General features: G+C 62.8%; 21 protein-coding genes and 2 pseudogenes. 12 read left to right on the top strand and 11 right to left on the bottom strand.

Annotation, left to right across the window (positions count from 1 at the left end; genetic code table 11):
• The first annotated feature begins 7 nt into the window (after positions 1 to 7).
• The 8 genes from B0G69_RS30050 (at position 8) to B0G69_RS30015 (ending at position 10,906) form a co-directional block, all read left to right on the top strand.
• Positions 8 to 592, top strand: a complete 585-nt coding sequence (locus tag B0G69_RS30050; RefSeq protein WP_121323524.1) for an amino acid synthesis family protein — start codon at positions 8 to 10, stop codon at positions 590 to 592.
• A gap of 161 nt (positions 593 to 753) precedes the next feature.
• Complete coding sequence (locus tag B0G69_RS30045) at positions 754 to 2,697, top strand: ABC transporter permease (RefSeq protein WP_121323965.1); 1,944 nt, start codon at positions 754 to 756, stop codon at positions 2,695 to 2,697.
• Positions 2,694 to 3,512 (top strand): ABC transporter ATP-binding protein, encoded by an 819-nt coding sequence (locus B0G69_RS30040; RefSeq protein WP_121323523.1) that lies wholly within the window; start codon positions 2,694 to 2,696, stop codon positions 3,510 to 3,512. Before B0G69_RS30045 ends, B0G69_RS30040 begins: the two co-directional genes overlap by 4 nt.
• Positions 3,509 to 4,222: an ABC transporter ATP-binding protein gene (locus B0G69_RS30035; protein WP_121323522.1), complete on the top strand. Its 714-nt coding sequence runs from the start codon at positions 3,509 to 3,511 to the stop codon at positions 4,220 to 4,222. Before B0G69_RS30040 ends, B0G69_RS30035 begins: the two co-directional genes overlap by 4 nt.
• A 71-nt stretch (positions 4,223 to 4,293) precedes the next feature.
• Positions 4,294 to 5,493, top strand: a complete 1,200-nt coding sequence (locus B0G69_RS30030; protein ID WP_121323521.1) for an amidohydrolase family protein — start codon at positions 4,294 to 4,296, stop codon at positions 5,491 to 5,493.
• A 16-nt stretch (positions 5,494 to 5,509) separates the two neighbouring features.
• Positions 5,510 to 6,004, top strand: a complete 495-nt coding sequence (locus B0G69_RS30025; RefSeq protein WP_121323964.1) for a (2Fe-2S)-binding protein — start codon at positions 5,510 to 5,512, stop codon at positions 6,002 to 6,004.
• Positions 6,001 to 9,624 carry a molybdopterin cofactor-binding domain-containing protein gene (locus tag B0G69_RS30020; RefSeq protein ID WP_121323520.1) on the top strand — a complete coding sequence of 1,208 codons (3,624 nt, stop codon included), beginning with the start codon at positions 6,001 to 6,003 and terminating at the stop codon, positions 9,622 to 9,624. The genes B0G69_RS30025 and B0G69_RS30020 overlap by 4 nt, the downstream gene beginning before the upstream one ends.
• A 73-nt stretch (positions 9,625 to 9,697) precedes the next feature.
• Entirely contained in the window at positions 9,698 to 10,906 is a 1,209-nt protein-coding gene (locus tag B0G69_RS30015; protein WP_121323519.1) for an ABC transporter substrate-binding protein, read from the top strand.
• A gap of 411 nt (positions 10,907 to 11,317) precedes the next feature.
• On the opposite strand, the gene B0G69_RS30005 is transcribed toward B0G69_RS30015, so the two are convergent.
• On the bottom strand, positions 11,318 to 12,274 hold the full coding sequence (locus B0G69_RS30005) for an AraC family transcriptional regulator (protein ID WP_121323518.1): 957 nt from the start codon (positions 12,272 to 12,274) through the stop codon (positions 11,318 to 11,320).
• 94 nt (positions 12,275 to 12,368) lie between these two features.
• On the opposite strand from B0G69_RS30005, the gene B0G69_RS30000 reads away from it, so the two are divergent.
• From B0G69_RS30000 to B0G69_RS29990, 3 genes are all read left to right on the top strand, one after another.
• Positions 12,369 to 13,613, top strand: a complete 1,245-nt coding sequence (locus B0G69_RS30000; RefSeq protein WP_121323517.1) for a DUF1479 domain-containing protein — start codon at positions 12,369 to 12,371, stop codon at positions 13,611 to 13,613.
• 71 nt (positions 13,614 to 13,684) lie between these two features.
• On the top strand, positions 13,685 to 14,932 hold the full coding sequence (locus B0G69_RS29995; protein WP_121323516.1) for an ABC transporter substrate-binding protein: 1,248 nt from the start codon (positions 13,685 to 13,687) through the stop codon (positions 14,930 to 14,932).
• Between the two features lie 513 nt (positions 14,933 to 15,445).
• Positions 15,446 to 16,351: a glutamate/aspartate ABC transporter substrate-binding protein gene (locus B0G69_RS29990; RefSeq protein ID WP_121323515.1), complete on the top strand. Its 906-nt coding sequence runs from the start codon at positions 15,446 to 15,448 to the stop codon at positions 16,349 to 16,351.
• Between the two features lie 18 nt (positions 16,352 to 16,369).
• On the opposite strand, the pseudogene B0G69_RS29985 reads toward B0G69_RS29990, so the two are convergent.
• The 8 genes and pseudogenes from B0G69_RS29985 to B0G69_RS29945 form a co-directional block, all read right to left on the bottom strand.
• Positions 16,370 to 16,532: pseudogene (locus tag B0G69_RS29985) on the bottom strand (carboxymuconolactone decarboxylase family protein); the annotation flags it as partial.
• Complete coding sequence (locus B0G69_RS29980) at positions 16,526 to 16,933, bottom strand: hypothetical protein (RefSeq protein ID WP_121323514.1); 408 nt, start codon at positions 16,931 to 16,933, stop codon at positions 16,526 to 16,528. The pseudogene B0G69_RS29985 and the gene B0G69_RS29980, both read right to left, overlap by 7 nt.
• Before the next feature lie 461 nt (positions 16,934 to 17,394).
• Positions 17,395 to 18,165: a DUF3047 domain-containing protein gene (locus tag B0G69_RS29970; protein WP_121323513.1), complete on the bottom strand. Its 771-nt coding sequence runs from the start codon at positions 18,163 to 18,165 to the stop codon at positions 17,395 to 17,397.
• 406 nt (positions 18,166 to 18,571) lie between these two features.
• Positions 18,572 to 19,582 carry a response regulator gene (locus B0G69_RS29965; protein ID WP_121323512.1) on the bottom strand — a complete coding sequence of 337 codons (1,011 nt, stop codon included), beginning with the start codon at positions 19,580 to 19,582 and terminating at the stop codon, positions 18,572 to 18,574.
• A gap of 185 nt (positions 19,583 to 19,767) precedes the next feature.
• Positions 19,768 to 20,172, bottom strand: a complete 405-nt coding sequence (locus tag B0G69_RS29960) for a response regulator (RefSeq protein ID WP_241991510.1) — start codon at positions 20,170 to 20,172, stop codon at positions 19,768 to 19,770.
• A gap of 7 nt (positions 20,173 to 20,179) precedes the next feature.
• Entirely contained in the window at positions 20,180 to 21,517 is a 1,338-nt protein-coding gene (locus B0G69_RS29955) for an ATP-binding protein (RefSeq protein WP_121323511.1), read from the bottom strand.
• 1 nt (position 21,518) lies between these two features.
• Entirely contained in the window at positions 21,519 to 22,925 is a 1,407-nt protein-coding gene (locus tag B0G69_RS29950) for a class I SAM-dependent methyltransferase (protein ID WP_121323510.1), read from the bottom strand.
• Positions 22,926 to 23,364: 439 nt separating this feature from the next.
• Complete coding sequence (locus B0G69_RS29945; RefSeq protein WP_241991509.1) at positions 23,365 to 23,571, bottom strand: hypothetical protein; 207 nt, start codon at positions 23,569 to 23,571, stop codon at positions 23,365 to 23,367.
• Here B0G69_RS29945 and B0G69_RS29940 point away from each other — a divergent pair.
• Positions 23,570 to 23,662 (top strand): annotated as a pseudogene (locus B0G69_RS29940) (zinc-binding dehydrogenase); the annotation flags it as partial. The gene B0G69_RS29945 and the pseudogene B0G69_RS29940 sit on opposite strands and share 2 nt — an antisense overlap.
• Before the next feature lie 76 nt (positions 23,663 to 23,738).
• Here B0G69_RS29940 and B0G69_RS29935 read toward each other — a convergent pair.
• Together B0G69_RS29935 and B0G69_RS29930 are read right to left on the bottom strand one after the other, a co-directional pair.
• Entirely contained in the window at positions 23,739 to 24,146 is a 408-nt protein-coding gene (locus B0G69_RS29935; protein WP_121323963.1) for an ACT domain-containing protein, read from the bottom strand.
• 324 nt (positions 24,147 to 24,470) lie between these two features.
• Positions 24,471 to 24,722, bottom strand: coding sequence for a hypothetical protein (locus B0G69_RS29930; protein ID WP_042326185.1), 252 nt, complete (start codon positions 24,720 to 24,722; stop codon positions 24,471 to 24,473).
• Between the last annotated feature and the right edge of the window lie 126 nt (positions 24,723 to 24,848).

The raw sequence follows: 24,848 nt of genomic DNA, 5'->3' as shown, positions 1-24,848 counted from the left end.
GAGTGAAATGGCAATCAAGCTTCGCAAGCTGGTCGTGCAGGTGGACGAAACACGCATTGAAATGGGCCAGGCAATCGATCCGCCCGCGCGTCGCGCGGTCGCGATCGCGGTGATCGACAATCCGTATGCCGGCCGCTACGAGGCCAAACTCGACACGTTGATCGAGGCCGGCGAAGAGTTGGGCGCGCTGCTCGGCAAGCGCTGCGTCGAAGCGCTCGGTATCGCGCCCGGCGAGGCGCAGAGCTATGGCAAGGCCGCGATCGTCGGCGAGGCGGGGGAGCTGGAGCACGCCGCCGCGATTCTGCATCCGAAGCTCGGCGCACCGCTGCGGGTGGCGGTAGAGAAGGGCGCGGCGCTGGTGCCGTCGGCGAAAAAGATGGGCACACTCGGCACGGCGATCGACGTGCCGCTTGGCCACAAGGACGCCGCCTTCGTGCGCAGTCATTTCGATGCGATCGAAGCGCGGGTCTCGGACGCGCCGCGCGCCAACGAAATCGTCGTGGCGGTCGCGGTGACGGCGTCGGGCCGGCCGCTGCCGCGTATCGGCGGATTGCAGGTGAGTGAGATCAAAGGCGAGGACGGTTTGCGCTGAGTTTTGCTTTCGGTTATTTTCGCAGGCCCCGAAGGGGACTTTCTACGGGTGTGATGCCGTTGACGCGTGCGCGCATGGGGCCGCATGCGCTGCAACGTCTGCCGGTCGTGCCGTATGCGCTTGCCGCATACGCGCCGTCCGGCGAGCTGCCGAGGGTCGCGATGTTTTCGAATTTGCTGGTACAGCTGGTCAACGGACTCGCCGATGCGTCGACGCTGTTTCTCGTCGCCGCCGGTTTGTCGCTGATCTTCGGCGTGACGCGCATCGTCAATTTTTCGCATGGCTCGTTCTATATGTTCGGCATCTATGTCGCGTATAGCATCGCGAGCCGCTTCGGACAGACGGCGGCCGGCTTCTGGCTGTCGGTGCTGGCCGCCGCGCTGGTGGTCGCGGTGCTCGGCGCGCTCGTCGAAATGCTCGTCTTGCGGCGCATCTACCAGGCGCCCGAGCTGTTCCACCTGCTCGCCACCTTCGCGCTCGTGCTGATTTTTCGCGACGCCGCGCTATGGCTGTGGGGCCCGGAAGACCTGTTCGGGCCACGCGCGCCACATCTGGCCGGCGCGGTCGATTTCCTCGGCCATCCGCTGCCGACTTACGACATCGCCTTGATCGTGATCGGACCGGTGGTGTTGCTGCTGCTCTGGTATGCGTTGACGCGCACGCGCTGGGGCACGCTGGTGCGTGCCGCGACTCAGGATCGCGAGATGCTCGGCGCGCTCGGCATCAATCAGGCGTGGTTGTTTACCGGCGTGTTTTTCGTCGGCGCGTTTCTCGCTGGTCTTGGTGGCGCGCTGCAAGGGCCGCGCATGTCGGCGAATCTGTCGCTGGACCTGGAGACGATCGGCAATGCGTTCGTCGTGGTGGTGGTCGGCGGGATGGGGTCGATTCCGGGCGCGTTCGTCGCCGCGTTGATCATCGCGGAGATCAAGGCGCTGTGCATCGGCATTGGTCACGTGACGATCTTCGGCGTCGGCTTGTCGCTGAGCCGCTTTACGCTAGTGGCCGAATTCGTCGTGATGGCGGTGGTGCTGGTGGTGCGGCCCTGGGGTCTGCTGGGCCGTGCGAGCGCCGTGGTGCGCGGCATGGCGGCGCCGGACACGCCATTGCGTGCGGCGGGCAAGCGGCTCAAATGGCTGGCCGCGCTCGTGTTGCTGATTCTCGTGCTTGCGCCGCTCGCGGCTAACGCGTTTCCCTACATGCCCGTGCTGCTGGTCGAGATACTCATTGCCGTGCTGTTCGCGACGAGCCTGCATTTCATCATGGGACCGGGTGGCATGCATTCGTTCGGCCACGCCGCTTACTTCGGCCTCGGCGCATACGGCGCCGCCTTGTTCCTCAAAGTGCTGAATCTGCCGATGGAAGCCGCATTGCTGCTCGGCCCGTTATTGGCGGTCGGCGGCGCGCTGGTGTTCGGCTGGTTCTGCGTGCGCCTCTCGGGTGTCTACCTCGCGATGCTGACGCTCGCGTTCGCGCAGATCGTCTGGTCGGTCGTGTTCCAGTGGGACGATGTGACTGGCGGCAGCAATGGTGTGCTGGGCTTGTGGCCGTCGAACTGGTTGTCGTCTCCGGTGGCGTTTTACTATCTGACGCTCGTTTGCGCGGTGATCGGCGTGTGGCTGCTGCGCAAGATGCTGTTCTCGCCACTGGGTTATGCGATGCGCGCGTCGCGCGATTCCGTGTTGCGCGCCGAGGCGATCGGCATCGACGTGAAGCGGGTGCAGTGGGCGGCGTTCGTGATCGCGTCGCTGTTCTGCGGGCTCGCCGGCTCGCTGTACGCGTTTTCCAAGGGGACGATCTCGCCGGAAGTGATCAGCGTGAGCCGTTCGGTGGACGGCCTCGTGATGGTGCTGCTCGGCGGCTTGCAGACCCTGAGCGGACCGATCGTCGGCGCGGCCGTGTTCACCTGGCTGCAGGACACCGTCGCGCGGCAAACCGACTACTGGCAGGCGTTGCTCGGCATCGCGATCCTGCTGCTGGTGATCGCGTTTCCGCAGGGAATCGTCGGATTCGTCCGCGAGCGTTTCGGCGACGACAGCGCCGACGCCGCAGACACGGGCACGGCGCAGCCGTCGCGACGCGCAGCTGCGGTCAAGGAGGGGCTATGAGCCTGCTGCGCGTCTCCGGTCTCTCGCGATCGTTCGGCGGTCTGAAGGCGGTCGACAACGTCTCGTTCGATCTCGAAGCCGGTCAGCTGCTCGCGCTGCTCGGCCCGAACGGCGCGGGCAAGTCGACCTGTTTCAACATGGTCAACGGGCAGTTGCCACCGTCGTCAGGATCGATCCGTCTCGATGGTCAGGAGCTGGTCGGCATGCGTCCGCGCGACATCTGGCGGCTCGGTGTCGGCCGCACGTTCCAGATTGCCGCCACCTTCAATTCGATGACCGTGCTCGAAAACGTGCAGACGGCGCTGGTTTCGCGCGAACGCAAAACCTTCGGCCTATGGAAGTCCGCGGGCTCGCGTTACACCGACGAAGCCTTCGCGCTGCTCGAACAGGTTGGCATGGGCGCGGACGCGCATCGCGCGTGCGGCGTGCTCGCGTATGGCGACGTGAAGCGTGTCGAACTGGCCATTGCATTGGCGAACCGTCCGAAGCTGCTGCTGATGGACGAACCCACCGCCGGCATGGCGCCGAAGGAGCGTAACGAGTTGATGGCGCTCACCAAACGGCTCGTCACCGAACACAGGATCGGCGTTCTGTTTACCGAGCACAGCATGGACGTTGTATTCGCGTACGCCGATCGCATGATCGTGCTGGCGCGCGGCAAGCTGATCGCCGAGGGCGATGCCGACACGATCCGCAACGACCCGCGCGTGCAGGAAGTCTATTTCGGCACGGGCAAGACTTTCCGTCCGCACGCACCGCTGCATGACAGGGCGGGCGGCGAGGCGAGACCAGCAGGACAGGGAGCACAGCAATGAGCGAGCCGATGCTGAAAGTCTCCGGTCTCAATGCGTTTTATGGCCGCGCACATATCCTGTTCGATGTCGGTCTCGAAGTCGGCCGTGGTGAAGTCGTCGCGCTCATGGGCCGCAACGGCGCTGGCAAATCGACGACGATGAAAGCGGTGATGGGCCTGCTGCCGCGCCGTCACGGCGAGGTGACGTTTCGCGGGCAAAACATCGCCGCGTTGCCGCCGTACAAGATCGCGCGGATGGGCATGGGCTTCGTGCCCGAAGACCGCCGCGTATTCGCCGATCTCACCGTGGTGGAGAATCTCGACGCCGGCCGTCAGCCGCCGCGCGACGGCGCGCCGCAATGGACGCCGGACAAGCTGTTTCGCCTCTTTCCCAATCTCGGCGAAATGCCGCGGCGCCCAGGCGGGCAGATGAGCGGCGGCGAACAGCAGATGCTGACCGTGTCGCGCACCTTGATGGGAAATCCGTATCTGGTGCTGCTCGACGAACCGTCGGAGGGCGTGGCGCCCGTGATCGTCGAGCAGATGGCGAACATGATTCTCGAACTCAAGCGCGAAGGGCTGTCGATTCTGTTGTCCGAACAGAACCTGCACTTCGCCGAGCTGGTCAGCGACCGCGCCTATGTGCTCGAAAAAGGGCAGATCCGTTTCAGCGGCACGATCGGCGAACTCGCACGGAACGAAACAGTCAGGCGCGCTTATCTGAGCGTGTGATTCCAGCGGCGCGCGGGGCGTGCGTCAGGCACGTCCGCGTGGCCGGGCAATCGTTGCGAAAGGAGAGGCAAATGGCAGCAGAGACGTTGACAGGCTTGTCGGGTAAGGTCGCGGTAACGAACATCGGGCTGCTGTTATCCGGCGATATCGACCAGCCGATTCTCGACGCGAACACACTGGTGATCGACGATGGCGTGATCGTCGCGCTCGGCAAGGAGAAGGACTGCGACCTCGAAGGCGCGCGCACCACGGTCGATTGCAAAGGCACGACGGTCGCGCCCGGCCTGATCGACTCGCATGTGCATCCGGTATTCGGCGACTGGACGCCACGCCAGAATCAGATGGGCTGGATCGAATCGAATCTGAACGGTGGCGTGACGACCATGATCTCCGCCGGTGAAGTGCATTTGCCTGGCCGTCCGAAAGATGTGCTCGGCGTGAAGGCGCTGGCAATCACTGCGCAACGGTCGTTCGAAGGGATGCGCGGCGCGGGTGTCGGCGGCGGCGTGAAGGTGATGGCGGGTGCGCCCGTGATCGAGAAGGGCATGGTCGAAGAGGACTTCAAGGAGCTGTCGGAAGCGGGCGTGAAGCTGCTCGGCGAAGTCGGACTCGGCAGCGTGAAGGGCGGCGAGGAAGCCGCGCAGATGGTCGCGTGGGCGCGCAAGTACGGCATTCAAAGCACGATTCACACGGGCGGGCCGTCGATTCCAGGCTCGGGGCTGATCGATCGCGACGTGGTGCTCGCCGCCGACGCCGACGTGATCGGCCACATCAACGGCGGGCATACGTCGCTGTCGTACCGGCATGTGTGCGATCTGTGCGAGCAGTCGAGCCGCGCGCTGGAGATCGTCCACAACGGCAACGAACGGATCGCCTTGCTGACCGCGCGTCATGCGATCGAACTGAAGTGTCCGCACCGGATCATTCTCGGCACGGACAGCCCCGCCGGGTCCGGCGTGCAGCCGCTCGGCATCCTGCGAATGATCGCGCTGATTGCGAGCCTCGCCGACGTGGCCGCCGAAATCGCATTCTGCTTCGCGACCGGCAACACCGCGCGGCAACGCAATCTGCGCCAGGGGTTGATCGAAGTGGGCCGTCCCGCCGACCTCGTGTTCATGGACCGCGCGCAACACACGGCGGCCGATACGCTGCTCGAAAGTGTGCAGCTCGGCGACATTCCGGGCGTGGGCATGGTGATGATCGACGGTTTGATCCGCTGCCGCCGCAGCCGCAATACGCCGCCGGCCACCGAAGTGCCGGTGGTGTTCTGAGCGCGCACGGATCGTGATCAACCGCCCGGCGCCGCTTGTGCTGAAGGTGAATGGCGCGACCCATCTGGTCAGCGCCGCCGCCGACACGCCGCTGCTCTACCTGCTGCGCAACGACCTCGCGCTGAACGGGCCGAAGTTCGGCTGCGGCCTGGGCGAATGCGGTGCGTGCACCGTATTGCTCGACGGCATGCCGACGCGTGCCTGTGTGACCACCGCGCAGGTCGCGGTGGGCCGCGAGATCACGACGCTCGAAGGACTGGGCACGCGCGCCGCGCTGCATCCGGTGCAGCAGGCGTTCATCGAGGAACAGGCCGCGCAGTGCGGCTATTGCCTGAACGGCATGATCATGACGGCCAAGGCCTTGCTCGATCGCGATCCACGGCCGAGCGTCGCGACGATCCAGCGCGAGTTGTCGCGTAACCTGTGCCGCTGCGGCACGCATGTCGAGATCGTGCGCGCGGTGCAGCGCGCCGCCGAATTGCTCGCCGCGCATGAAGGAGCGCGCGCATGACAGGGCCGGATTTCAGCGTCGATCGACGCGCCGCGCCACCGTCGCGCAAGCAGCTTTATGACGCGCAGAGCGTGCTGATCGTCACGCGGCCGCCGCAAGCGCCGGTCAAGGCCGCGATCGGTCAGCCGGGCTCGCGCTCGTCGTTCGTGCCGACCGAAGCGGACCTGTTTCTCGTCGTGCGCGACGACGGCAGCGTGGTCGCGTTCAACGGTCACGTCGATCTCGGCACCGGCATCGGCACCGCGCTCGCGCAGATCGTCGCGGAGGAACTGGATGTGCCGTTGACGCGCGTGTCGATCGTGCTCGGCCACACCGGCGAAGCGCCGAACCAGGGGCCGACGATCGCGAGCGCGACGATCCAGATTTCAGCGGTGCCGCTGCGGCATGCGGCGGCGCAGGCGCGTCACTATCTGCTCGCGGAGGCGGCGACGCGTCTCAAGGTGGGCGTCGAGCAACTGGAGGTGCAGGACGGCCGCGTGTTTCAGCGCGGCGGCGATCCGGCGAAACACATTCAATACGGTGACCTGATCAAAGGGCGGCGCGTCGAACTGATGCTCGCCACCGATGCGCCGTTGAAGTCCCCAGACGACTACCGGATCGTCGGCAGGAGCGCGCCGCGCATCGATATTCCCGCGAAGGCGACCGGCGAACTGAGCTTCGTGCATGACGTGCGCGTGCCTGGCATGCTGCATGGCCGCGTGGTGCGCCCGCCGTATGCGGGCATCGCGCAGGGCGACTTCATGGGCAACAGCCTGCTGCACGTCGATGAGGATTCCATCGGCGAGTTGCCCGGCATCGTCAAGGTGGTGGTGATTCGCGACTTTGTCGGCATCGTCGTGGAGCGGGAGGAAGTCGCGCAGCAAGCGGTGAAGCGGCTCGACGTGCGGTGGAAAGCGGTCGAAGGTTTGCCGCCGCTGGAGACGAGTGACGAAGTGGAAGCCGCGTTGCGCGCGAATCCGGCCACGCGGCGCGACCTGGTGATCGACGGCGACGTGGACGCGGCGCTCGCGCAAGACCCCGCTCGCACGCTCGAACGCACTTACGTGTGGCCGTTCCAGATGCATGCGTCGATCGGACCGTCGTGCGCCGTGGCCGACTATCGCGACGGCGCGTTGACGGTCTGGTCGGGCACGCAGAATCCGCATTCGCTGCGCGCCGACCTTGCGCTGCTGATGTCGATGGAGGAGGCGCACATCGAGATCGTGCGGATGGACGCGGCGGGCTGCTATGGCCGCAATTGCGCCGACGATGTCGCCGCCGACGCCGCGCTGCTCTCGCGGGCGACCGGTGCGCCGGTGCGCGTGCAGCTCTCGCGCGAAGACGAACATGCATGGGAGCCGAAGGGCGCCGCGCAACTGATGGACGTGCGCGGCGCGTTGAACGCGGAAGGCGAGTTGGCCGCCTACGACTTTGCGACGCGCTATCCATCGAACGACGCGCCTACGCTGGCGCTGCTGCTGACCGGCACGATTCCCGCGCAGCCGCAGGTGTTCGAGATGGGCGACCGAACAGCCGTGCCGCCGTACGACTACCGGAGCATGCGCATCGTCTGTGACGACACGCCGCCGATCGTGCGGGCCTCGTGGCTGCGCGGCGTGTCCGCATTGCCGAACACGTTCGCGCACGAGTCTTTCATCGACGAACTCGCGGCGCAAGCGGGCGTCGATCCGGTCGAATTCCGCCTGAAGCATTTGACCGATCCGCGCGCGATCGAACTGCTCAAAGCCGTCGCCGACAAGGCCGGCTGGGAGCCTCGCCACGCCGCGCAAGAAGAAGCTCAACCGCAATCTCAGCAAGACAGCGACATCGCTCGTGGCCGCGGCGTCGCGTATGCACGTTACGTGCATAGCAAATTCCCGGGTTTCGGTGCGGCATGGTCCGCGTGGATCGCCGACGTCGAAGTCAATCGGAAGAGCGGCGAACTCGCGGTGACGCGTGTAGTGGTCGGCCAGGACAGCGGCACGATGGTGAACCCCGACGGCGTGCTTCATCAGATTCACGGCAACGTGATCCAGGCGACCAGCCGCGCGCTGAAAGAGCGCGTGACGTTCGGCGGGAATGCGGTGACGAGCCAGGAGTGGGGCGCGTATCCGATCCTGACCTTTCGTGAAGTGCCGGTGATCGACGTGGTGATGATGCCGCGCCACGGCGAGCCGCCGATGGGCGTGGGCGAATCCGCGTCGCTGCCCGGCGCGGCGGCCATCGCCAATGCGCTGTTCGACGCGACCGGTGTACGCTTTCGGCGGCCGCCGTTCACGCCGGAGACGATCCGCGCCGCGCTGGCCGACGCGCAGGCCGAGGACGCGGCGGCGCGTAAAAGGAAGCGCTGGCGCCTGGGGTTTCTCGGCGCGTTTGCCGCAGGCGCGGCCGGCTGGCTCGGCGCATTGTCTTTTGCGCCGCCCGCGCTCGCGCCGACTACGCCGCCGCTTGCCAGCGCGTTCGCGCCCGAGCTCGTCGCGCGCGGCAAACTGTTGGCCTCGCTCGGCAATTGCGCGGTTTGCCATACTGCGCACAACGGTGTGCCGAACGCCGGCGGCAGGCCGCTCGATACGCCGTTCGGCACCATCTACAGCACCAACATCACGCCGGATGGGCTGACGGGAATCGGCAACTGGTCGCTGGAAGCGTTCGTTCGTGCGATGCGGCAAGGCATCAGCCGCGACGGTCATCGGCTTTATCCGGCGTTCCCGTACACATCGTTCAAGAACACTTCCGACGACGATCTCGAAGCGCTCTACGCCTACCTGATGTCGCAAACGCCGGTCCGTTCCCGCGCGCCGGAAACGAAGCTCGCGTTTCCGTTCAGCGTGCGTGCGCTGATGGCCGCGTGGAACGGTCTCTTTCTCGGCCGCAACACGTTCGCGCCCAGCGCGACGCAGAGCGCGCAATGGAATCGCGGTGCGTATCTGGTGAATAGCCTCGGCCATTGCAGCGCCTGCCATACGCCGCGCAACGCATTCGGCGCCGAGAAAACCGGTGCGGCGTTTATGGGCGGCGGCGTCGCGGAAGGATGGGAAGCGCCCGCGCTTTCCACGTTGTCGAATGCGCCGGTGCCTTGGAGCGAGGACGAACTGTTCAGCTATCTGCGCTTCGGTCACGCGCCGTTGCATGGCGTCGCGGCGGGGCCGATGGCGCCCGTCGTCAATGATCTGGCGGCGTTACCCGATAGCGATATCCGCGCGATGGCGGCGTATCTGGCGTCGCTCAATCCGCTGGAGCCCAACGCCGATCCGGCCGCGATGGCGCGACAGGTCGAGCAGGCCAGCACGATCGCGGGCGCGCCGGCGGGGCTCGGCGCGCGGCTCTTCGACGGCGCGTGCGCGGCCTGTCATCACACCGGCAGCGGGCCGCAACTGTTCGGCGCGCATCCGTCGCTCGCGCTCAACACGAATCTGCACAGCGCGAGCCCGGACAATCTGATTCGCGTGATCCTCGACGGCATCGGCTCGCCTGCACGGCCCGAACTCGGTACGATGCCGGCTTACCGCGACAGTTTCAACGACGCCCAGGTCGCCGAACTCGTGTCGTATCTGCGTCGGCAGTTCGCGGGCGGCAAGCCGGCATGGCAGGACGTCGCGGCGAGCGTGGCCCGCATCCGCACGACGTCACAGGCAAATTGACACACGGGCTGCCCGGACGCCGGGACGCCTGACAAACAGCATTCACGCAATTCCACTGATAACGGAGAAACGCATGACCACGCGCGCAGGATGGATCTCTCGCCTTACGGTCTCGACGGTGTGCTCGCTTGCTGCGTTGGGCGCGAGCGCACAGCAGACCATCAAGATCGGCGAGATCAACAGCTACAAGGCGCAGCCCGCCTTTCTCGGGCCTTACAAGAACGGCTGGAATCTCGCGCTCGAGCAGGTGAACGCGGCGGGCGGAGTGCTCGGCAAGCAGCTCGAAGTCGTGTCGCGCGACGACAACGGCAATCCCGGCGACACGATCCGCGTCGCGCAGGAGTTGATCGCGCGAGAACAGGTGCAGCTGCTGTTCGGCGGTTTCCTGTCGAACACCGGTCTCGCGTTGACCGACTTCGCGAAGCAGAAGAAGATTTTCTTCCTCGCCGCCGAGCCCTTGACCGACAAGATCGTCTGGGCCGATGGCAACAAATACACGTACCGTCTGCGTCCGTCCACGTACATGCAGGTCGCGATGCTGGTGCCGGAAGCGGCCAAACTGAAGAAGAAGCGCTGGGCGCTGGTCTATCCGAACTACGAGTACGGGCAATCGGCGGTGGCGACGTTCAAGAAGCTGCTGAGCGCCGCGCAGCCCGACGTGCAGTTCGTCGCCGAACAGGCGACGCCGCTCGGCAACGTCGACGCGGGCGCCGTCACCCAGGCGATCGCCGATGCGAAGCCGGATGCAATCTTCAACGTGCTGTTCGGCGCGGACCTCGGCAAGTTCGTGCGCGAGGGCAATACGCGCGGGCTCTTCAAGGACCGCAGCGTGGTGTCGCTGCTGACCGGCGAGCCGGACTATCTCGATCCGCTGGGCGCGGAAGCGCCGACCGGCTGGATCGTCACGGGCTATCCGTGGTATTCGATCGATACCGCGGCAAACGAGAAGTTCGTCGACGCGTATAAGGCCAAATATCACGACTATCCGCGGCTCGGATCGGTGGTGGGTTACTCGGCGCTGATGTCGATCGCCGAGGGCATCAAGAAGGCCGGCTCGGTCGATTCCGACAAGCTCGCCGCCGCGTTCAAGGGTCTCAATGTGCAGACGCCGTTCGGGCCGATCAGCTATCGCGCGCAGGACAATCAGTCGACCATGGGCGCATATGTCGGTGTGACGGGGATGAAGGACGGCAAGGGCGTGATGACGTCGTACCGTTATATCGACGGTGCGAGCGTGCAGCCGTCGGATGCCGAGGTCAAGAAGTTGCGGCCTGCTGACTGAACGGCTTGCGTGAGCGGCGCGGCTGGTTTGCGCGCCGCGTTTCGCAGCGTCGTTTATCGGTCGTGTTTTTCATGCGAGGCCGTTTCAGACACTCTATGACCGCCGTCTTCTGGCTTTGCCTTGCGTGTTACGACTGTCGTCAACCCTGGTGATGAAGAGCATTTGCCAGGATCGGCCCCTTCCGCTGTGATGATGGTTGAAGATTTGGCCGCGCTCATGCGATGGTTCATCCTGGCCGAACCTGGAAGTAAAAAGTCAGCGCTGCAAGGCGCGGCAGCCTACCATTGCTGAACTTCAGTGATCGGACCCGGAGCGGCCGGATCACAAACCGACTTGAACGGCCGCTCCTGCTCCGCGAGAAGCCATCCCAGTGCAGTCAGTTCCAAACCGCGTCTTGGGCGCTTGCCCAAGTCACGCGATCGATTTCGGTAGTCGCGGGTTCCGCTGCAACGAGGGTGACCGTTCGTCGATCCGCGAACTGGAGGCTGCTTCGGCAAAATTGCCGGCTGCAAACTGTCTGCGGTAAGCGGAGGGCGTCAGTTGCTTCAATGCCTTGAACTGCCGGTTGAAGTTGGCCACGTTCGGAAACCCGGAGTGGGCTGCAACAACGGAAACGGGAGTCAATGTATGCGCGAGCATCCGGCAAGCGTGTCCAATCCTGACCCGCGCGATGTATCGCCCGACGCTCTCTCCAATGTGCTGCTCGAAGTAGCGAGTCAGAGAACGCTCCGACACATTGGCAGCCTCGCACAGTTCGGATAGACGCAGCGGTTCAGCAAAACGTAGGTCGATCATCGACAGCACGCGGTTTATACGTTCCGGTTCGTGGCCCGAAGGCCCCTCTGCCCGGTCGCTAAACGCGGTCGGCGATGCAAGCGGATCACCTGGCACTACTGCGAGCATGCACAAGACATTCAGCGCAGCGGCAAGGCGTTCTCGCGCGGAGCTGGACAGCAGATTCTGAACCTGTGCGCGCATCGCGGCGCCGACCTGCGGACTGAATGCCAAGCCGCAGGCTGCCCTACGCAACAGGTCACGCAATGGCGCATATTCCGGGCAGACATCCGCGAGCCGGCGCGCCCAGTCGCCGCTGAACCAGATCACGATTGCAACCTGAGGAGAAGCCGGGTCAATTGAACGGTTCGACGCCCACGTATGCGGAAGATTCGGCGGCACGAGAACCAGATCCTCGTCCACATAGTTCGCGATTGAATCCCCGATATAGCGCTTGCCGTGACTATTCAGCGTCAGCGTCAATTCGTACTCGGGATGATGGTGCCATTCAAACGGAATGCGCGGCAGACGCCGGTGGTAAACCCTGACCGAGCAGTCGTCGCCAAATTCGACGTGTTCGTATGCTGGTTTCATGGCGAAAGTCGCAAAGTAATTGTCTGGATCGTATCACTTTTGGGCGCGCGGTCAGCCTATGCTGCGCATATGGCAGAACCATAAGGAGACGACCATGGCACTCAAGATCGACGATTTACCGGCAGCCATCCGGCTGGCCAAACAGGAGCTTCGCGAACGACTCCCGAACTATCGTGAAGTGTTCGCCGAAGTGGATGAAGCGATCCGCGCCGACGCCAGCAGAATTGCCGCGCAACGCAGCCGCGGCGAAAACGTGATCCCTGAAATCCAGTTCTCCGACATCGCGGAGCAGCGCGTAAGCGCAGAGCAGATCGAACTCGTTAAAACGCGCGGTGCATGCGTGATCCGCAACGTGTTCGACCGCGCTCTGGTGGAAGGCTGGGACCGCGACATCGCAGACTATGTCGAGCGCAACGACCTGGATACGCGGCTAAAAACGCGCGCCGAAGACAAATACTTTGGCCAGCTCGCATCGAGCAAGCCGCAGATTTACGGCGTGTACTGGTCAAAGCCGCAAGTCCTCGCGCGCCAGGCGCCGTCGCTGACTGCGGCTCGCGTATTCCTTAACCGTTTGTGGCGCAACGAAAGTGAAGGCCGGGTTCACTTCGATCCCGAGCATGTTCCGGTTTATGCCGACCGTATGCGTCGACGGCCGCCTGGTTCCGCGTCGCTGGGCTTGTCGGCGCATTGTGACGGCGGCTCCGTCGAGCGGTGGATCGAGGGGAACTTCCGCAAGGTGTACCGCCATGTGTTTGACGGCAACTGGCGCCAATACGATCCGTTCGACGCCGCGTTCCGGCCGGACGTAGAAGAGATCGCGTCGCCCGCAGTGTGTTCGATGTTCCGCACATTTCAGGGGTGGACTGCGTTGACGCCGCAAGGGCCTGGCGACGGCACACTGCAACTCGTGCCTATCGCGAACTCGATGGCTTATATCCTGTTGCGCGCCCTTCAGGACGACGTTGCAGACGACGATCTGTGCGGGGCGATGCCTGGCCGCGCGCTTTCGATTAAGCCGGAATACCATGCACCGCTTTTCGACGCGCTGTCATCGATTCCCCACATGCAAGCAGGCGATACGGTGTTCTGGCACAGCGACGTGATCCACGCAGTGGAAGACGCGCATCGCGGTGCAGGCTACAGCAACGTGATGTATATCCCTTCTGCGCCCGCGTGTGCCAAAAACGACGAGTACCTCAAGCGCCAGTTGCCGAGCTTCCTGGAAGGCAAGAGCCCGCCTGACTTCCCGACTGATGATTTCGAAGTCGACTTTGTCGGGCGGGCTACCGTCAACGACCTGACGCCTCTCGGTAAAGCCCAACTCGGTTTCGATCTGTAAGCGCTCGTGGCGCACGCCATCGTGGCGTGTGCCTGTCTGGGGATTCATAAAGATAACTAACGGAGACAGCAATGAAAAGAGCATTCATGTCAGTCGCAATTGTCGCAGCCGCGCTCGCTACAGGCGCAGAGGTCGCAAGCGCTGCCGAGTCACTTTCCGTGTTGCACTGGTGGACCTCGGGCGGCGAATCTAAAGCGATCAGAGTGCTCAAGGACGACATGAATAAACAGGGCTACGAGTGGAAAGACTTTGCCGTAGCAGGAGGAGCGGGTGCGGCTGCCATGACGGCGTTGAAGACCCAGGTCATGTCCGGTAACGCGCCGTCGGCTGCACAGATCAAAGGGCCGCTGATACAGGACTGGGCCGATCAAGGGGTGCTGGTCGATATAGATAAATCCGCCACCGACTGGAAAGCCCAATTGCCAGCGCAAATCAACAAGACCATGATGTCAAAAGGCCACTACGTGGCCGCGCCATTCTCGGTGCACCGGATCAACTGGCTGTGGATCAACAAAGCCAACCTCGATAAAGTGGGAGGCAAGCCGCCCGCGACGTGGCCGGAGTTCTTCGCGCTCGCCGACAAATTCCGTGCTGCCGGCATGACGCCCGTCGCGCGTGGTGGCCAGCCCTGGCAAGACATGACCATCTGGGAGGCGGTTGTGCTTTCTCAGGGCGCGGATTTTTATCGCAAAGCCTTAATTGATCTCGACCAGAAAACACTCACTTCCCCCCAGATGTTGCAGGTATTCCAGATTGTGCGAAGGATTCAGGGTTGCTTCGACAAAAGCTCCGCGGGGCGCGACTGGAATCTTGCGACCGCGATGGTTATCAACGGATCCGGCGGGATGCAATTCATGGGGGACTGGGCGAAAGGCGAGTTCGCGAATGCGAACAAGAAAGCCGACATCGACTATATCTGCGCCGCTGCACCTGGCACGTCAAACGCCTTCACCTACACGGTAGACTCGTTCGTGTTCTTCCAGCAGAACGGCAAAAAAGAAGCGACGCCCGGACAACTTGCGCTTGCCCGGACGATCATGTCCCCCAATTTCCAGGAACAGTTCAGTCTCTACAAAGGCTCCATTCCTGTCCGGCAGGACGTCCCCATGGACAAGTTCGACGCCTGCGCGAAGAAGTCATACGCGGATGAGCAATCCACAATTAAATCCAACACGTTCTTTCCGTCGTTCGCTTTTGGCGATGTCCAGTCGTCGGCCACCGAAGGTGCAATTACCGACGTCGTGACGAACTTCATGAACTCGAATGAAGACCCGCAAGAGGGAGTACGTAAAGTTTCCGCTGCGGCAAAGATCAAATAGGCTGATAGCGCGGACGTCCGCTTCCCGGTCGGGAGCGGACCCTTGGGACGATTTTCGCGAAGTCTCTTCCTGGCCGCCTCCGGAAGTTTGGCGACTGCGCTCTTGCCGGATGCCGGCGTCCTGCGCGAATTTCCCGTATCGAACCTTGACTGCCATTTGCAACTGCCGACCTGTGGTGGCCGCAAACGGATGCTTACGGTCATTACGGCGTTGCGCAACTCAAAAGCCTATCCCACGCAGTCTGCATGCAGGAAGCACTGCGGACCCTTTCCAGCGCGTCTCAATCACTCAAGCGGTTGAGCTGGCACGTGGGTGAACGTACGACAGTTCGCCGCCTTCTAACTGCGCAACACTTCTTGTGATGCCGACGAGGCCGAGCAGCGCCGCCGGCGTTCGATTGAAGTGAAAACCCTTAGGACAGTCGGCCCGAACGCGGAACTATGGGTAAATACATATGTAGCGGTATTTCTTTTCATGGCAACATATGTATCATCCACATCAGACGAGTAATCTATGAAAACGAAGCCGCTGCTCGCATCAGCTTTCGCGCTTATTGCGCTCTCGCTCGTCACGGGGACGAGCCACGGCCAAGGAAGCCAGCCGACACTTGCCAAGATTCAAAGCACGAATCTGATCGCGATCGGCCATCGAGAAACATCCGTGCCGTTTTCGTATGTCGATACCAACAACAATGTCGTTGGGTTTTCGCAGGACTTGTGCAACAAGGTGATCGACGCGGTGAAGGTGAAGACGCAGCACCCCGATCTGCGCGTGCGCTTCATTCCAGTGACGTCGCAGAACCGCATTCCACTTGTACAGAACGGCACGATCGATCTCGAATGCGGCGTGACGACGAATCTCACGGCGCGCCAGAACCAGGTCGCGTTTTCCGACACATTCTTTGTCGCGACGACGCGTCTGCTCACGAGGAAGGATTCCGGCATCAAGGACTTTCCCGATCTCGCGGGCAAAACCGTAGTGACGAATCAGGGCACGACGTCCGAGCGCATTCTTCGCAAGATGAACGAAGAAAAGAAAATGAACATGAATATCATCAGCGCGAAGGACTACGGCGAGGGACGCGCGACGCTTGAAACCGGCCGCGCAGTCGCTTACATGATGGACGATGTTCTGCTGGCCGGCACGCGCTCCCTGACGGCGAAGCCCTCGGACTGGGTGCTGGTTGGCACGCCGCAGTCATCGGAGGCTTACGGCTTCATGATGCGCAAGGACGACCCGGAGTTCAAAAAGCTCGTCGACGATGCAATGAGCCAAGTGATGAAAAGCCCCGAGATCAAGACGCTGTATGACAAGTGGTTCACGAAACCGGTGCCGCCGAAGAACATTAATTTTGAATTCCCGATGAGCGGGACGATGCAGAAGCTCTTTGCCGAGCCGAACGACAAGGCATTCGAGTAACGCGTCGGCGAAACGGCGTCACTCCGCGAAGGGCAGATCGGTCTGCCCCTCAGCGCGCATCCCGAACGTCTTGAGCGTCATCGCCACGAGCGCGTAGTAGCCCAGCAACCCGACGAGATTCACGACGACCCGTATGACCGAAGCGCGCGACAGCGGCGTCGTACGTGGCATCGCTTAGCTTAGCGCACGGGCGTACCACGCGGCCGGACTCAACGCGCCGCCGAGGAGGCGCGTGCGCAGGCGGGGCGAGACGGTGTATTCCGGCGCGTCGAGCAGATTCGCGTGCGCGGTCGCCACCTCCACGTTCGAGACGATCGTCGCCGCGCCGCGCCCGAGCTGCATATCGTCCTCGGACATGTCGATCGATTCGTTCGGCCCGAAGAGCGATGCTGTTTCCAGCACTGCGTCCCGCGCTTGTTGCGATGCGTACGTTTCAAAGTACCCGCTCAATATGCCGACTCTCAGGCGCGATTCGCGCTCGTCCGATGCATTGTCATCGAGTACCGAATAAAGCGCCGCGAGATCGCGGACATCGTTCGCAAAGCCGCCGATGCAATCCAGCGAACTGGCGTAAGCGAGCACGCCTCGCCCGCGTCACGTCGACGGCCGAACGCTTTCGTGCGCGCACGTCCGCGGCGATTTCAAGCGCCCCTGTGCATCATCGCCGGGTTCCGCTTCGTCGAGAGCGACGGCAAGTGGCCGCGCGCTCGCATGCATCGAGTCGAGCAGCGATGCGACGCCGGGCAGCAACGCGTCGGGCAACGCGCAGCAGTTTGCCTTGATGATGGTGAATCACGGCTGCAACGGAGGGACTCAAAATCAAATCCCTTCCAACCTTTTTCCTCAGCCGACTGATGTAGCTTTCGTTATCAACGTGCAGCGACACCTTCACCCTCGTCGAGTTTGTGCGTGTCCGATTGTCGGCGATTTAGGAGGCTCAGTCGACTGTCTCGCTCTGGCCGATCGCCGCCTGATAAGGTCGGCCGAACGCCACTCGACAGCAGCGAGATGCGCTTTTGGAAGAAGCCGGTGGCATTGCGTTATCAAGGCCCGGGCAGGAACTGGATGTCTCCGTACCAGGCGCGTGTCGTGGTACCGGTATTGTCGGTATCGGTCAGCAGCCCATAGCCGCTGATTTGTCCCGGCGGTTCGTGAAAGATCCGCTCATAGTCTTGCACGATATTGCGGCGCAGGCTTTGCCACTGACCCGCGTCGCCGGGCAGACCTGAGACCACGATCATCTGTACGCGGTCCGTGTGAGGATTGGCAATGACGGTGCCTGGCGCGGCGGTGGTCGACCAGATATACATCAGCGTGGCATAGGGCAGCTCTTCGCCACCCAGGCGCTTTGCCAGGTCCATCTTGGCCCGGTCGAAAAGCGACAGCTTGCTTTTGTCGCCGTCAAAGGTGAACACTAGTCGCGCTGGCGCGTCTTCCTTCGATCCGACGCGGTTGTCGGCGCCCTCGATCGGCCTCTCTGCTTTCCAGCGCCATGCCACGACGGGGGTGCGGACGAGGTCGATATTACCCTCGTGCATCAGCGCAGAGGCGGAGCGGTTCGCGTCCGCCTGCAGGACGGTGGTGTGGCCATCGCGAACAAGCGTGTATTGTGTCGTGGGCTTGCCGTGCGCGACCGGCAGGTTCTTCCAGCCTGCGGGCAGTGGTGCATCGGGCTCGATCGTGGAGAAAGCAATACCCGGCTTTTCATCCTGTGCATGGATGGCTGGCGTCGACAGAAGGAGCGCGGTGCACACAGCAAGCCAGACTGGCCGGACTGTTCGTTTCCGCGCTCGAGGGATCGAGGGAAGATACATGGCTGGTCGCATTCGTCTTTTAGCTAGCATCCATTGTAGCGGGCTCGGTTGACGACAGTCCGGCGGAGCCTCTTCCGCTGCTGGCAGACGGGCAGACGCTACGACGAAAGCATCTATTTGAATGCATTGAAAAGCGCGGCTCGCCCCTTCTTGGAAATCTGATGCTTTCCCCTCAGGCCGCTTGACTGATTGCCTCAGGGAATGAAGCCGCCGTTCGCACCCTCCGCGTTACAGCCGTTCGGCAATGACCGGTACGTCCGCGAATTGGCGCACCCGACGCCTCTCGGCCGCTCAACCCTCGGCTGGCCCGACGTCTTTTCAGGGGACAGCGGTCATTCGCACTGCGGCCTGACGAGCCGACCTCCGCCCCTGTCGCGCCCGCTTTGAGCGCGGATCGTCTCCTTACCTAGCCGAACGCCCGCTCCGAGAACCGCTCGATCCAGACCGCGAGGCGGTCGGCCGCAAAACTGGCCGCGCGTGTGCCGGCCCGGCAGACGATAGTGTCACCTTCACGCACAAACTGCAGGGCGCCGCCGGCTTCTTCCAGCCACAGCAGGCAGGCCAGCCATGCAGCGTGCTCGGCCGATACGGCCTGACCCACCGGCCGGGTAAGGAACTCGTTGAGCGTGGTCGGCGAAGTCCAGATCAGCGCATCGCCGCCGCCGCGTACTGTGGCGCCGAGGACTTCAGCGAAGACCTGCACCGCATCGACAGCGCTGCGGCCGGCATTCTGCGTACGCAACTCCGCGAGGCGTGTGCTGACCGCGTGGCCGAAGCTGCCGCTGCATTCGCTCTCGGCATGCACCAGGTCGGCGTAGTCCATACGCTGCCAGTCCGGCTCCACATTGCGCGTGCCAGCCAGCTCGGTGCCGGCCAGGTAGGTTTCCACCGGCTGGAAGCGGCCCGGGCCGATCAGGCTGGCGCACAGCGTGTGTACTATGCCGATGCGGGTGGCCACGGTCTGCGTTTGCAGCACCCCCAGCTTCTCGCGCACGAGTTGGTCGCGTTCCTTGCGCAGTCCCGACAGCTCCAGCGCCTGCTTCATCTCCATGCGCAGCGCGGTGATGTCCCACGGCTTCTTGATATAGCGATGAATCTGGCCTTGATTGACGGCCTCGACAGTCTGGTCCAGCTCCGAATAGGCCGTCGTCAGGATCCGGACGATGTGCGGATAGCGCTCGCGCGCATAGCGCAGAAGTTCGTTGCCATATTCGCCGGGCATGCGCTGGTCGGACACCAGCACGGCCAGGCTGGCGGCGTGGGCATCCAGCATTGCCTTGCCGTCCTCCACGGAGGCGCCCGTCACCACCGGCGCGATCGCGCCGATGGCGCGCTCGAAGTATTTGAGCGCGGTGGCTTCGTCATCAACGAACAGAATCGCCGGGGGCGGTGTCTGGTCGGCAATCGTATTGCTCATTGGTCACTCCTGTGCATTCGATCCTCGAAATTTGGGAATTCCGGCGTCACGGTCCTGCCGCCGCCGGACGCGGATGCGATCCTGATACTCCTGCCAAAGGACTGCATGACGCGGTTGCAGAAAATCATGCCGAAGCCCGCCAAGGCCGGCGTTCGTGATAACTGGGGCGACCGGCAAGCGCTGCATCAGCCCGGGCGCAACACTGGGGCTGTTGTCGCTGATGCCAGCACCTCGCGGACCCTGCCCACGCCTAGCGGTTTCTCCAGGATTCGAAACACCTCGCCAGAATTGACCGCGCCCTGGAGCGCGTTGTTGTCCGCGTAGGCTGTCACCAGGATCCGCACGATATGCGGATACTCCTGGCAGACCTGCCGCAGCAGGTCGTCGCCGTGCCGGCCGGGCATGCGGAAGTCGGTCACCAGGATCGCCACCCGTGCGCCTTCGCGGCGCAGGATCGACATCGCCTCGTCCGCGCCACTGGCGAGCAGTACCTCATAGTCGCTGCCGGCCGCGCGCGCAAAGTACTTGCGGGCCAACTCCTCATCATCGACATAGACGACAGTCTGCCGAGCTTGCGGGGTTTCTCTCATCTCGACATCACTCGACACGCGGCAGGTCGAAGTTGAACGCGGTCCACTTGCCCAACTCGCTTTCTGCAAACAGTATGCCGCCGTGCCGCTCCACCACCGCATAGCTGATGGACAGGCCAAGGCCAAGGCCCTGGCCGACTTCGCGGGTAGTGAAGAATGGTTCGAACACGCGCGCCAGATTCTCCGCGGCGATCCCCGGGCCGTTGTCGCGCACATTCACGTGCAGGCGGTCGTCGTGCCATTGCGCCGTGACATGAATCTGCGGCGATACGGTGCCGGCTTTGTGCATGGCCAGAGCGGCATTCGAGAACAGGTTGATGAGTACGCCGATGATGGCGGCTTCGTCGCCGAGAACGAGGGTGTCGCCGGGCAGCTCGCGCGTGAGCTTCACGCCGCGCAGCTCGTGCGCGCTCAGCCGGGTCGACGAGTCGAGCGCCTTCTCGAACAGGAACGGCACATCGTCGGCCGCCGCGCCGGGTTTGCGGTAGGCGAAGGTCTTCAGGTCCGACACGATGTGCTGGATGCGCTGCATGCCCTGCTTGACATCCGTCAGGCACTCCAGCATCGACGGGCTGTCCTGGGCCTGCGGTTCCTCCATGGCTATTTCGATGGCCATCAGGCAGAAGTTCACCGGGTTGTTGACCTCGTGGAGCAGTCCCGCGGACAACGTGCCGATTGCAGCCATCTTCTCCTGTTGCAGCAACTGGCCTTTGATCTGCGCCAGACTTTCATTGGTACGGGCGAGCTGGTCGTTTTTCTGCGCCAGCTCATCTTTTAACCGGAATAGCTGGAAACGGCCCTTCTCGTTGAAGAAGGTGTAAATGGAGCTGGCCAGCGCGCAGAAGAAGATCAGGATCAGCTGGAACTGAAACTTGCTCGGGTTCTGTATGCCATCCGGATGTGCGCGGCAGGCGATGTAGTAGAGGCAGACCGTGGCGAGGCCAAATGCCAGCGTCTGCCGGTAGCCGGAGGGGAACAGGATACCGACCGCGAAGATCGTCAGCATGAGCCCGGCATAGAACAGCGACTCCTCGCCCTGCGTGACGTAAATCATCCAGGAGATCATTGCCTGCGGCAGCAGCAGCCAGAGGAAGGTGATGACCTGCACCTGGCGTTTGCCCGTTTTCGTATAGAGCGAAAGCAATGCCAGGCCAATCGCGGCACTGGTGAGCACCCGAACGATGGCAAAGCGCGCCTGCTCAGCCGGATACACGACATAGTCCAGCGCCACGCCCATCAGCACGAGCGCGATCACGGTCAGGCCGCCGGCCTTGCTGCACAGCAACCGGTAGTCGCGTAACTCTTCCCGATAGTTCGAATGTAGCCCAGCCAGGGATGTCGTCATCTCAGGCTACTTGTTGCTGGCCGATCACCACCTCGGCGAACACGTTAACCCCGGTCGAGTCCGTGTACAGGCGCGGCTCGCCGCAGTTCTCCGGCATGATTTCCGCCATCTGTGCCTCGTTGCGATAGATCAGGTACCACTCCAGCACGTGCTCCATGCTGAAACGCTCCGGGTTGTCGGCGTGGACATTGGTGACCAGCAGGCGGCCGCCCAGTCTGGTGCGGCTGGCGAAATGCTGGTTCAGCCGGGCACAGACCTTGTCGGACAGGTAGTCAAAGAGGCCCGCGCAATAGACCGCGTCGAACTCGCGGACGTCCGGTGCATCCGCATCCATCCGGCGCTTGAGCAGGTGGTGCACCGAATCATGCGTGTAGCTGATGGTCATGCGCCTACCCATTTTCTGCGCGATCGACGCGAGGCGCTCGCGCGTCCAGTCCAGTGTCTCCTGACTGAAGTCGAGCAGCTCGAACGTCAGCCACTCCGGTTCGTCGTATTCATGCATGAAACGCTGGATCTCCTGAGCGGGGCCGCAACCCACGTTCAGCACCCGGAACGGCCGCCGCGCGGCGCGCGCTTCATTGGCCAGCCGGGTCAGGTAGTCCACCAGCAGATCGACGCGATTGCGGTGCGCGCGTGCCACAGCCGTCTGCAGGAAGGCCGCGTTGACGATCTGGAAATACGTGCTCGGACCCTGGCGGGGATCGTCGAGCATCTGGTTGACCATCTGGTAGTCACCGGCATAACCCAGCGGCTTCGTGAAGGTGCGGAAGACGAAGGGCGAGCGCAGCAGCAGGGGGTGGAGCGCGGCCTGGGCAAAGGCGCGGTGTGCCGGCGCCAGCTCTTCGTCGACCAATTGCGCCTCGGCTTCGAATTCGTCGAAGTAGAGCTTGGTCCTTTCCATCAGTGGCGACGCCAGTTCGAGGAAGAAGTCCTCGCGCAGGCTCTTGCCTTCCTTCGGCATGGTGTCGGCCAGGTCCGCCTGTTCGACCCAGCGCGACATGTCTGAGAGGAAAGCCCGGATCTGATTGACCGCGATCTGGTAGTCGCGGCGGATCTGGAAACGCTCAGTCCAGTCCTGCGCGAACCGGCGGGCTTCTTCCCCCACCGCGCGTGCTTCCAGCGTGCCGCCACTCAGTTCCCGCCACTCGGCGATCAGCGTCACCGAGACAATGGCTGTCAGGCCGGTATTGACCATACTGATGACGACCGCCTTGCCCGAATAGGCGTGTTCCACGCCCATCTTGACCGACAGGTCGTTCAGCACCTCGCTGACCTGGACGATCGAGTACGGGTTATAGACCTCCATCACCAGGGACTTGCGCTGGAGATTGATGATCGTGCCCCGCACCTGCTCGCCCTGCGAGTTGCGGAAGCTCACTACCGGATCGATTTGCGTTTTGGAATACACAGTATTTGTGGCTAGGTAAGTACGACGACAAAGTCGGTTTGAAATCTGGTGCCGTACCCGGACCAGCAGGGCGGCCGGTTCAGCGTCGATGGTTTCCCTGGTCCAGGCGACGAAGCGTCGCCATCGATGTTTCAGTGCCCGCCCCGGCAACCCGTTCTTTCCGGGCGCCGTACCACTTCCTCCTGATCCGCATCGGCCAGACAAGTTATGCATTTCGCTTATCGCGTCACCTCGCGACAGCCTGTTTCGGCCCAGTCCGGATCTTTGCGATTGCAGCATTCTACTGACAAAAAAAGAATGCTGGGGTCTCACGCGGACTTCATCAGTGAAATTGCCTGGAGGCACTCGGCGAAAGCGCGTCAAAGTTGCGGCGAGCGCAGAGGAACAGCCAACCGACCCAGGCTAATCGGTGTCTCGAAGCGGCCGTGTTTCGGGAGGCTTAAGCTGGACCTGCGTGCGCCGGCGATGTTTCCACCGCTCGCGTCATGAAGTGGGGCAATTCGTCCGCCAAGGCATCGACAGCAAGGCGGACCTTCAACGGCAAGTGAGGTGTCTGTAGCCACAGTGCATAGGCGTCGTAGAGAAATGCCGGCTGATCCGGCAATAGCTGGACAAGCGCGCCCGCCTGAATGCGGTCATGAGCCATCGCGCGAACCTTTCCGTTCGACCAGATTGTCGAGGCGCATCGCTTTCTCGAGTCGAACGAACAATTCGGCAAGATTGTCGTGACGGTTTAATCGCGTAGGCGGAGCCTTGGTTCAAAGCTCACCCAAGTTTCGGCTGTCACCCTCTTGAAACGCCATCTGCCAGTCGTTATGCGATGCCTCCATCCGTCTGCAATTGATGAAGTACGTGCATTGCCGTTTGTGCCGATTCGAGGGGAACAAAAATGTGATCGTGGTACGCGCCCGCCACGACGTTACAACTGATGCCGGAACGACCTAATGCACTGGCGAAGGCTGCGGTCAAAGCCACCGCATCCAAGGCTGAATTGACGGTCAACGTAATCCAGGCGCATTTGAACAACGGATTCAAACCGTTGGTCGCCGCGTCTGCCTCACTCGTAATGACCGACAAGCCCTCCGGCTCCCGGATTGACGCAACGATGACGGCTGGGTCAATGGCATGGCCGTCTTTGACCGAAGCAAACACAAACACGCCCGGGTTAAGCGCCGGCTCTAACGTTTTTAGTAAAACTGAAAGATCGGAAACGGTGTCCATGTAATTTCCTATGCAGCATTGCCCGAAGGCCATCCGGGCTTCGTTCGGTTCAGGCGGCACCGTTTAACGGTGCACGACACAGGTCAGGGCGATCGATCGTCCCGACCCTATCGAACGTTCCGATGTGGCCGGTTGGGCGAGGCGACCAATGCGCATAGAAGTACGGGTCGTTTGGACAAAGTGCAAGCCGGTGTTCGCTGCTAACCCGGGCCCCTTGCCGCATCATGAGACGTGCGCAGAACATGATTGCCGCGTACGGCAAAGTTACCCTTTCTGTCTCATGCAAAAAGCCAAACCGTGCCGCTCGGCACACGAGCGACCGCGCTACTCCTCGGCGTCGTGCTCGATGACGAAGCGTCGCAGATAAGCCAGCACCGCGGCTTCGACTGCGCGATGATCGGCGGTGCTCTTGGACCCTGCATTCTCTTCATCGCCGAAGAGTGTGGATGGCGCGTTGTGCACATCCACTTCCTGGCCTTCGCGAAACACGCGAATCTCGTGAACGTCTTCCGCGTATTCGGCGACCCAGTGCACGCCTTCGATATGCGCTCCCGCGCGAACGGTAGGTATCTTCATGGATGTCTCCCGTCGGGCCGGACCGTGGCGCCAACCCTTGCTGACACCATACGCCGTCGCGCTGACGGACGCGAGCCCCGCCGATTGAAATGCCGGAGTTTCGGCGTCGTTCGGCCGATCCTCACC

The sequence above is a fragment of the Paraburkholderia sp. RAU2J genome (assembly GCF_003634845.1).
GTDB lineage: Bacteria > Pseudomonadota > Gammaproteobacteria > Burkholderiales > Burkholderiaceae > Paraburkholderia > Paraburkholderia fynbosensis.
The sequence above is the reverse complement of the archived record's forward strand: the minus strand, read 5'-3'. Positions and strand labels throughout refer to the sequence as shown.

Coding starts and splice junctions, on each gene's coding strand:
- B0G69_RS30050 (WP_121323524.1), top strand. CDS start 8: ATGGCAATCAAGCTTCGCAAGCTGGTCGTGCAGGTGGACGAAACACGC.
- B0G69_RS30045 (WP_121323965.1), top strand. CDS start 754: ATGTTTTCGAATTTGCTGGTACAGCTGGTCAACGGACTCGCCGATGCG.
- B0G69_RS30040 (WP_121323523.1), top strand. CDS start 2,694: ATGAGCCTGCTGCGCGTCTCCGGTCTCTCGCGATCGTTCGGCGGTCTG.
- B0G69_RS30035 (WP_121323522.1), top strand. CDS start 3,509: ATGAGCGAGCCGATGCTGAAAGTCTCCGGTCTCAATGCGTTTTATGGC.
- B0G69_RS30030 (WP_121323521.1), top strand. CDS start 4,294: ATGGCAGCAGAGACGTTGACAGGCTTGTCGGGTAAGGTCGCGGTAACG.
- B0G69_RS30020 (WP_121323520.1), top strand. CDS start 6,001: ATGACAGGGCCGGATTTCAGCGTCGATCGACGCGCCGCGCCACCGTCG.
- B0G69_RS30015 (WP_121323519.1), top strand. CDS start 9,698: ATGACCACGCGCGCAGGATGGATCTCTCGCCTTACGGTCTCGACGGTG.
- B0G69_RS30005 (WP_121323518.1), bottom strand. CDS start 12,274: ATGAAACCAGCATACGAACACGTCGAATTTGGCGACGACTGCTCGGTC.
- B0G69_RS30000 (WP_121323517.1), top strand. CDS start 12,369: ATGGCACTCAAGATCGACGATTTACCGGCAGCCATCCGGCTGGCCAAA.
- B0G69_RS29995 (WP_121323516.1), top strand. CDS start 13,685: ATGAAAAGAGCATTCATGTCAGTCGCAATTGTCGCAGCCGCGCTCGCT.
- B0G69_RS29990 (WP_121323515.1), top strand. CDS start 15,446: ATGAAAACGAAGCCGCTGCTCGCATCAGCTTTCGCGCTTATTGCGCTC.
- B0G69_RS29970 (WP_121323513.1), bottom strand. CDS start 18,165: ATGTATCTTCCCTCGATCCCTCGAGCGCGGAAACGAACAGTCCGGCCA.
- B0G69_RS29965 (WP_121323512.1), bottom strand. CDS start 19,582: ATGAGCAATACGATTGCCGACCAGACACCGCCCCCGGCGATTCTGTTC.
- B0G69_RS29960 (WP_241991510.1), bottom strand. CDS start 20,172: ATGAGAGAAACCCCGCAAGCTCGGCAGACTGTCGTCTATGTCGATGAT.
- B0G69_RS29955 (WP_121323511.1), bottom strand. CDS start 21,517: ATGACGACATCCCTGGCTGGGCTACATTCGAACTATCGGGAAGAGTTA.
- B0G69_RS29945 (WP_241991509.1), bottom strand. CDS start 23,571: ATGGCTCATGACCGCATTCAGGCGGGCGCGCTTGTCCAGCTATTGCCG.
- B0G69_RS29935 (WP_121323963.1), bottom strand. CDS start 24,146: ATGGACACCGTTTCCGATCTTTCAGTTTTACTAAAAACGTTAGAGCCG.
- B0G69_RS29930 (WP_042326185.1), bottom strand. CDS start 24,722: ATGAAGATACCTACCGTTCGCGCGGGAGCGCATATCGAAGGCGTGCAC.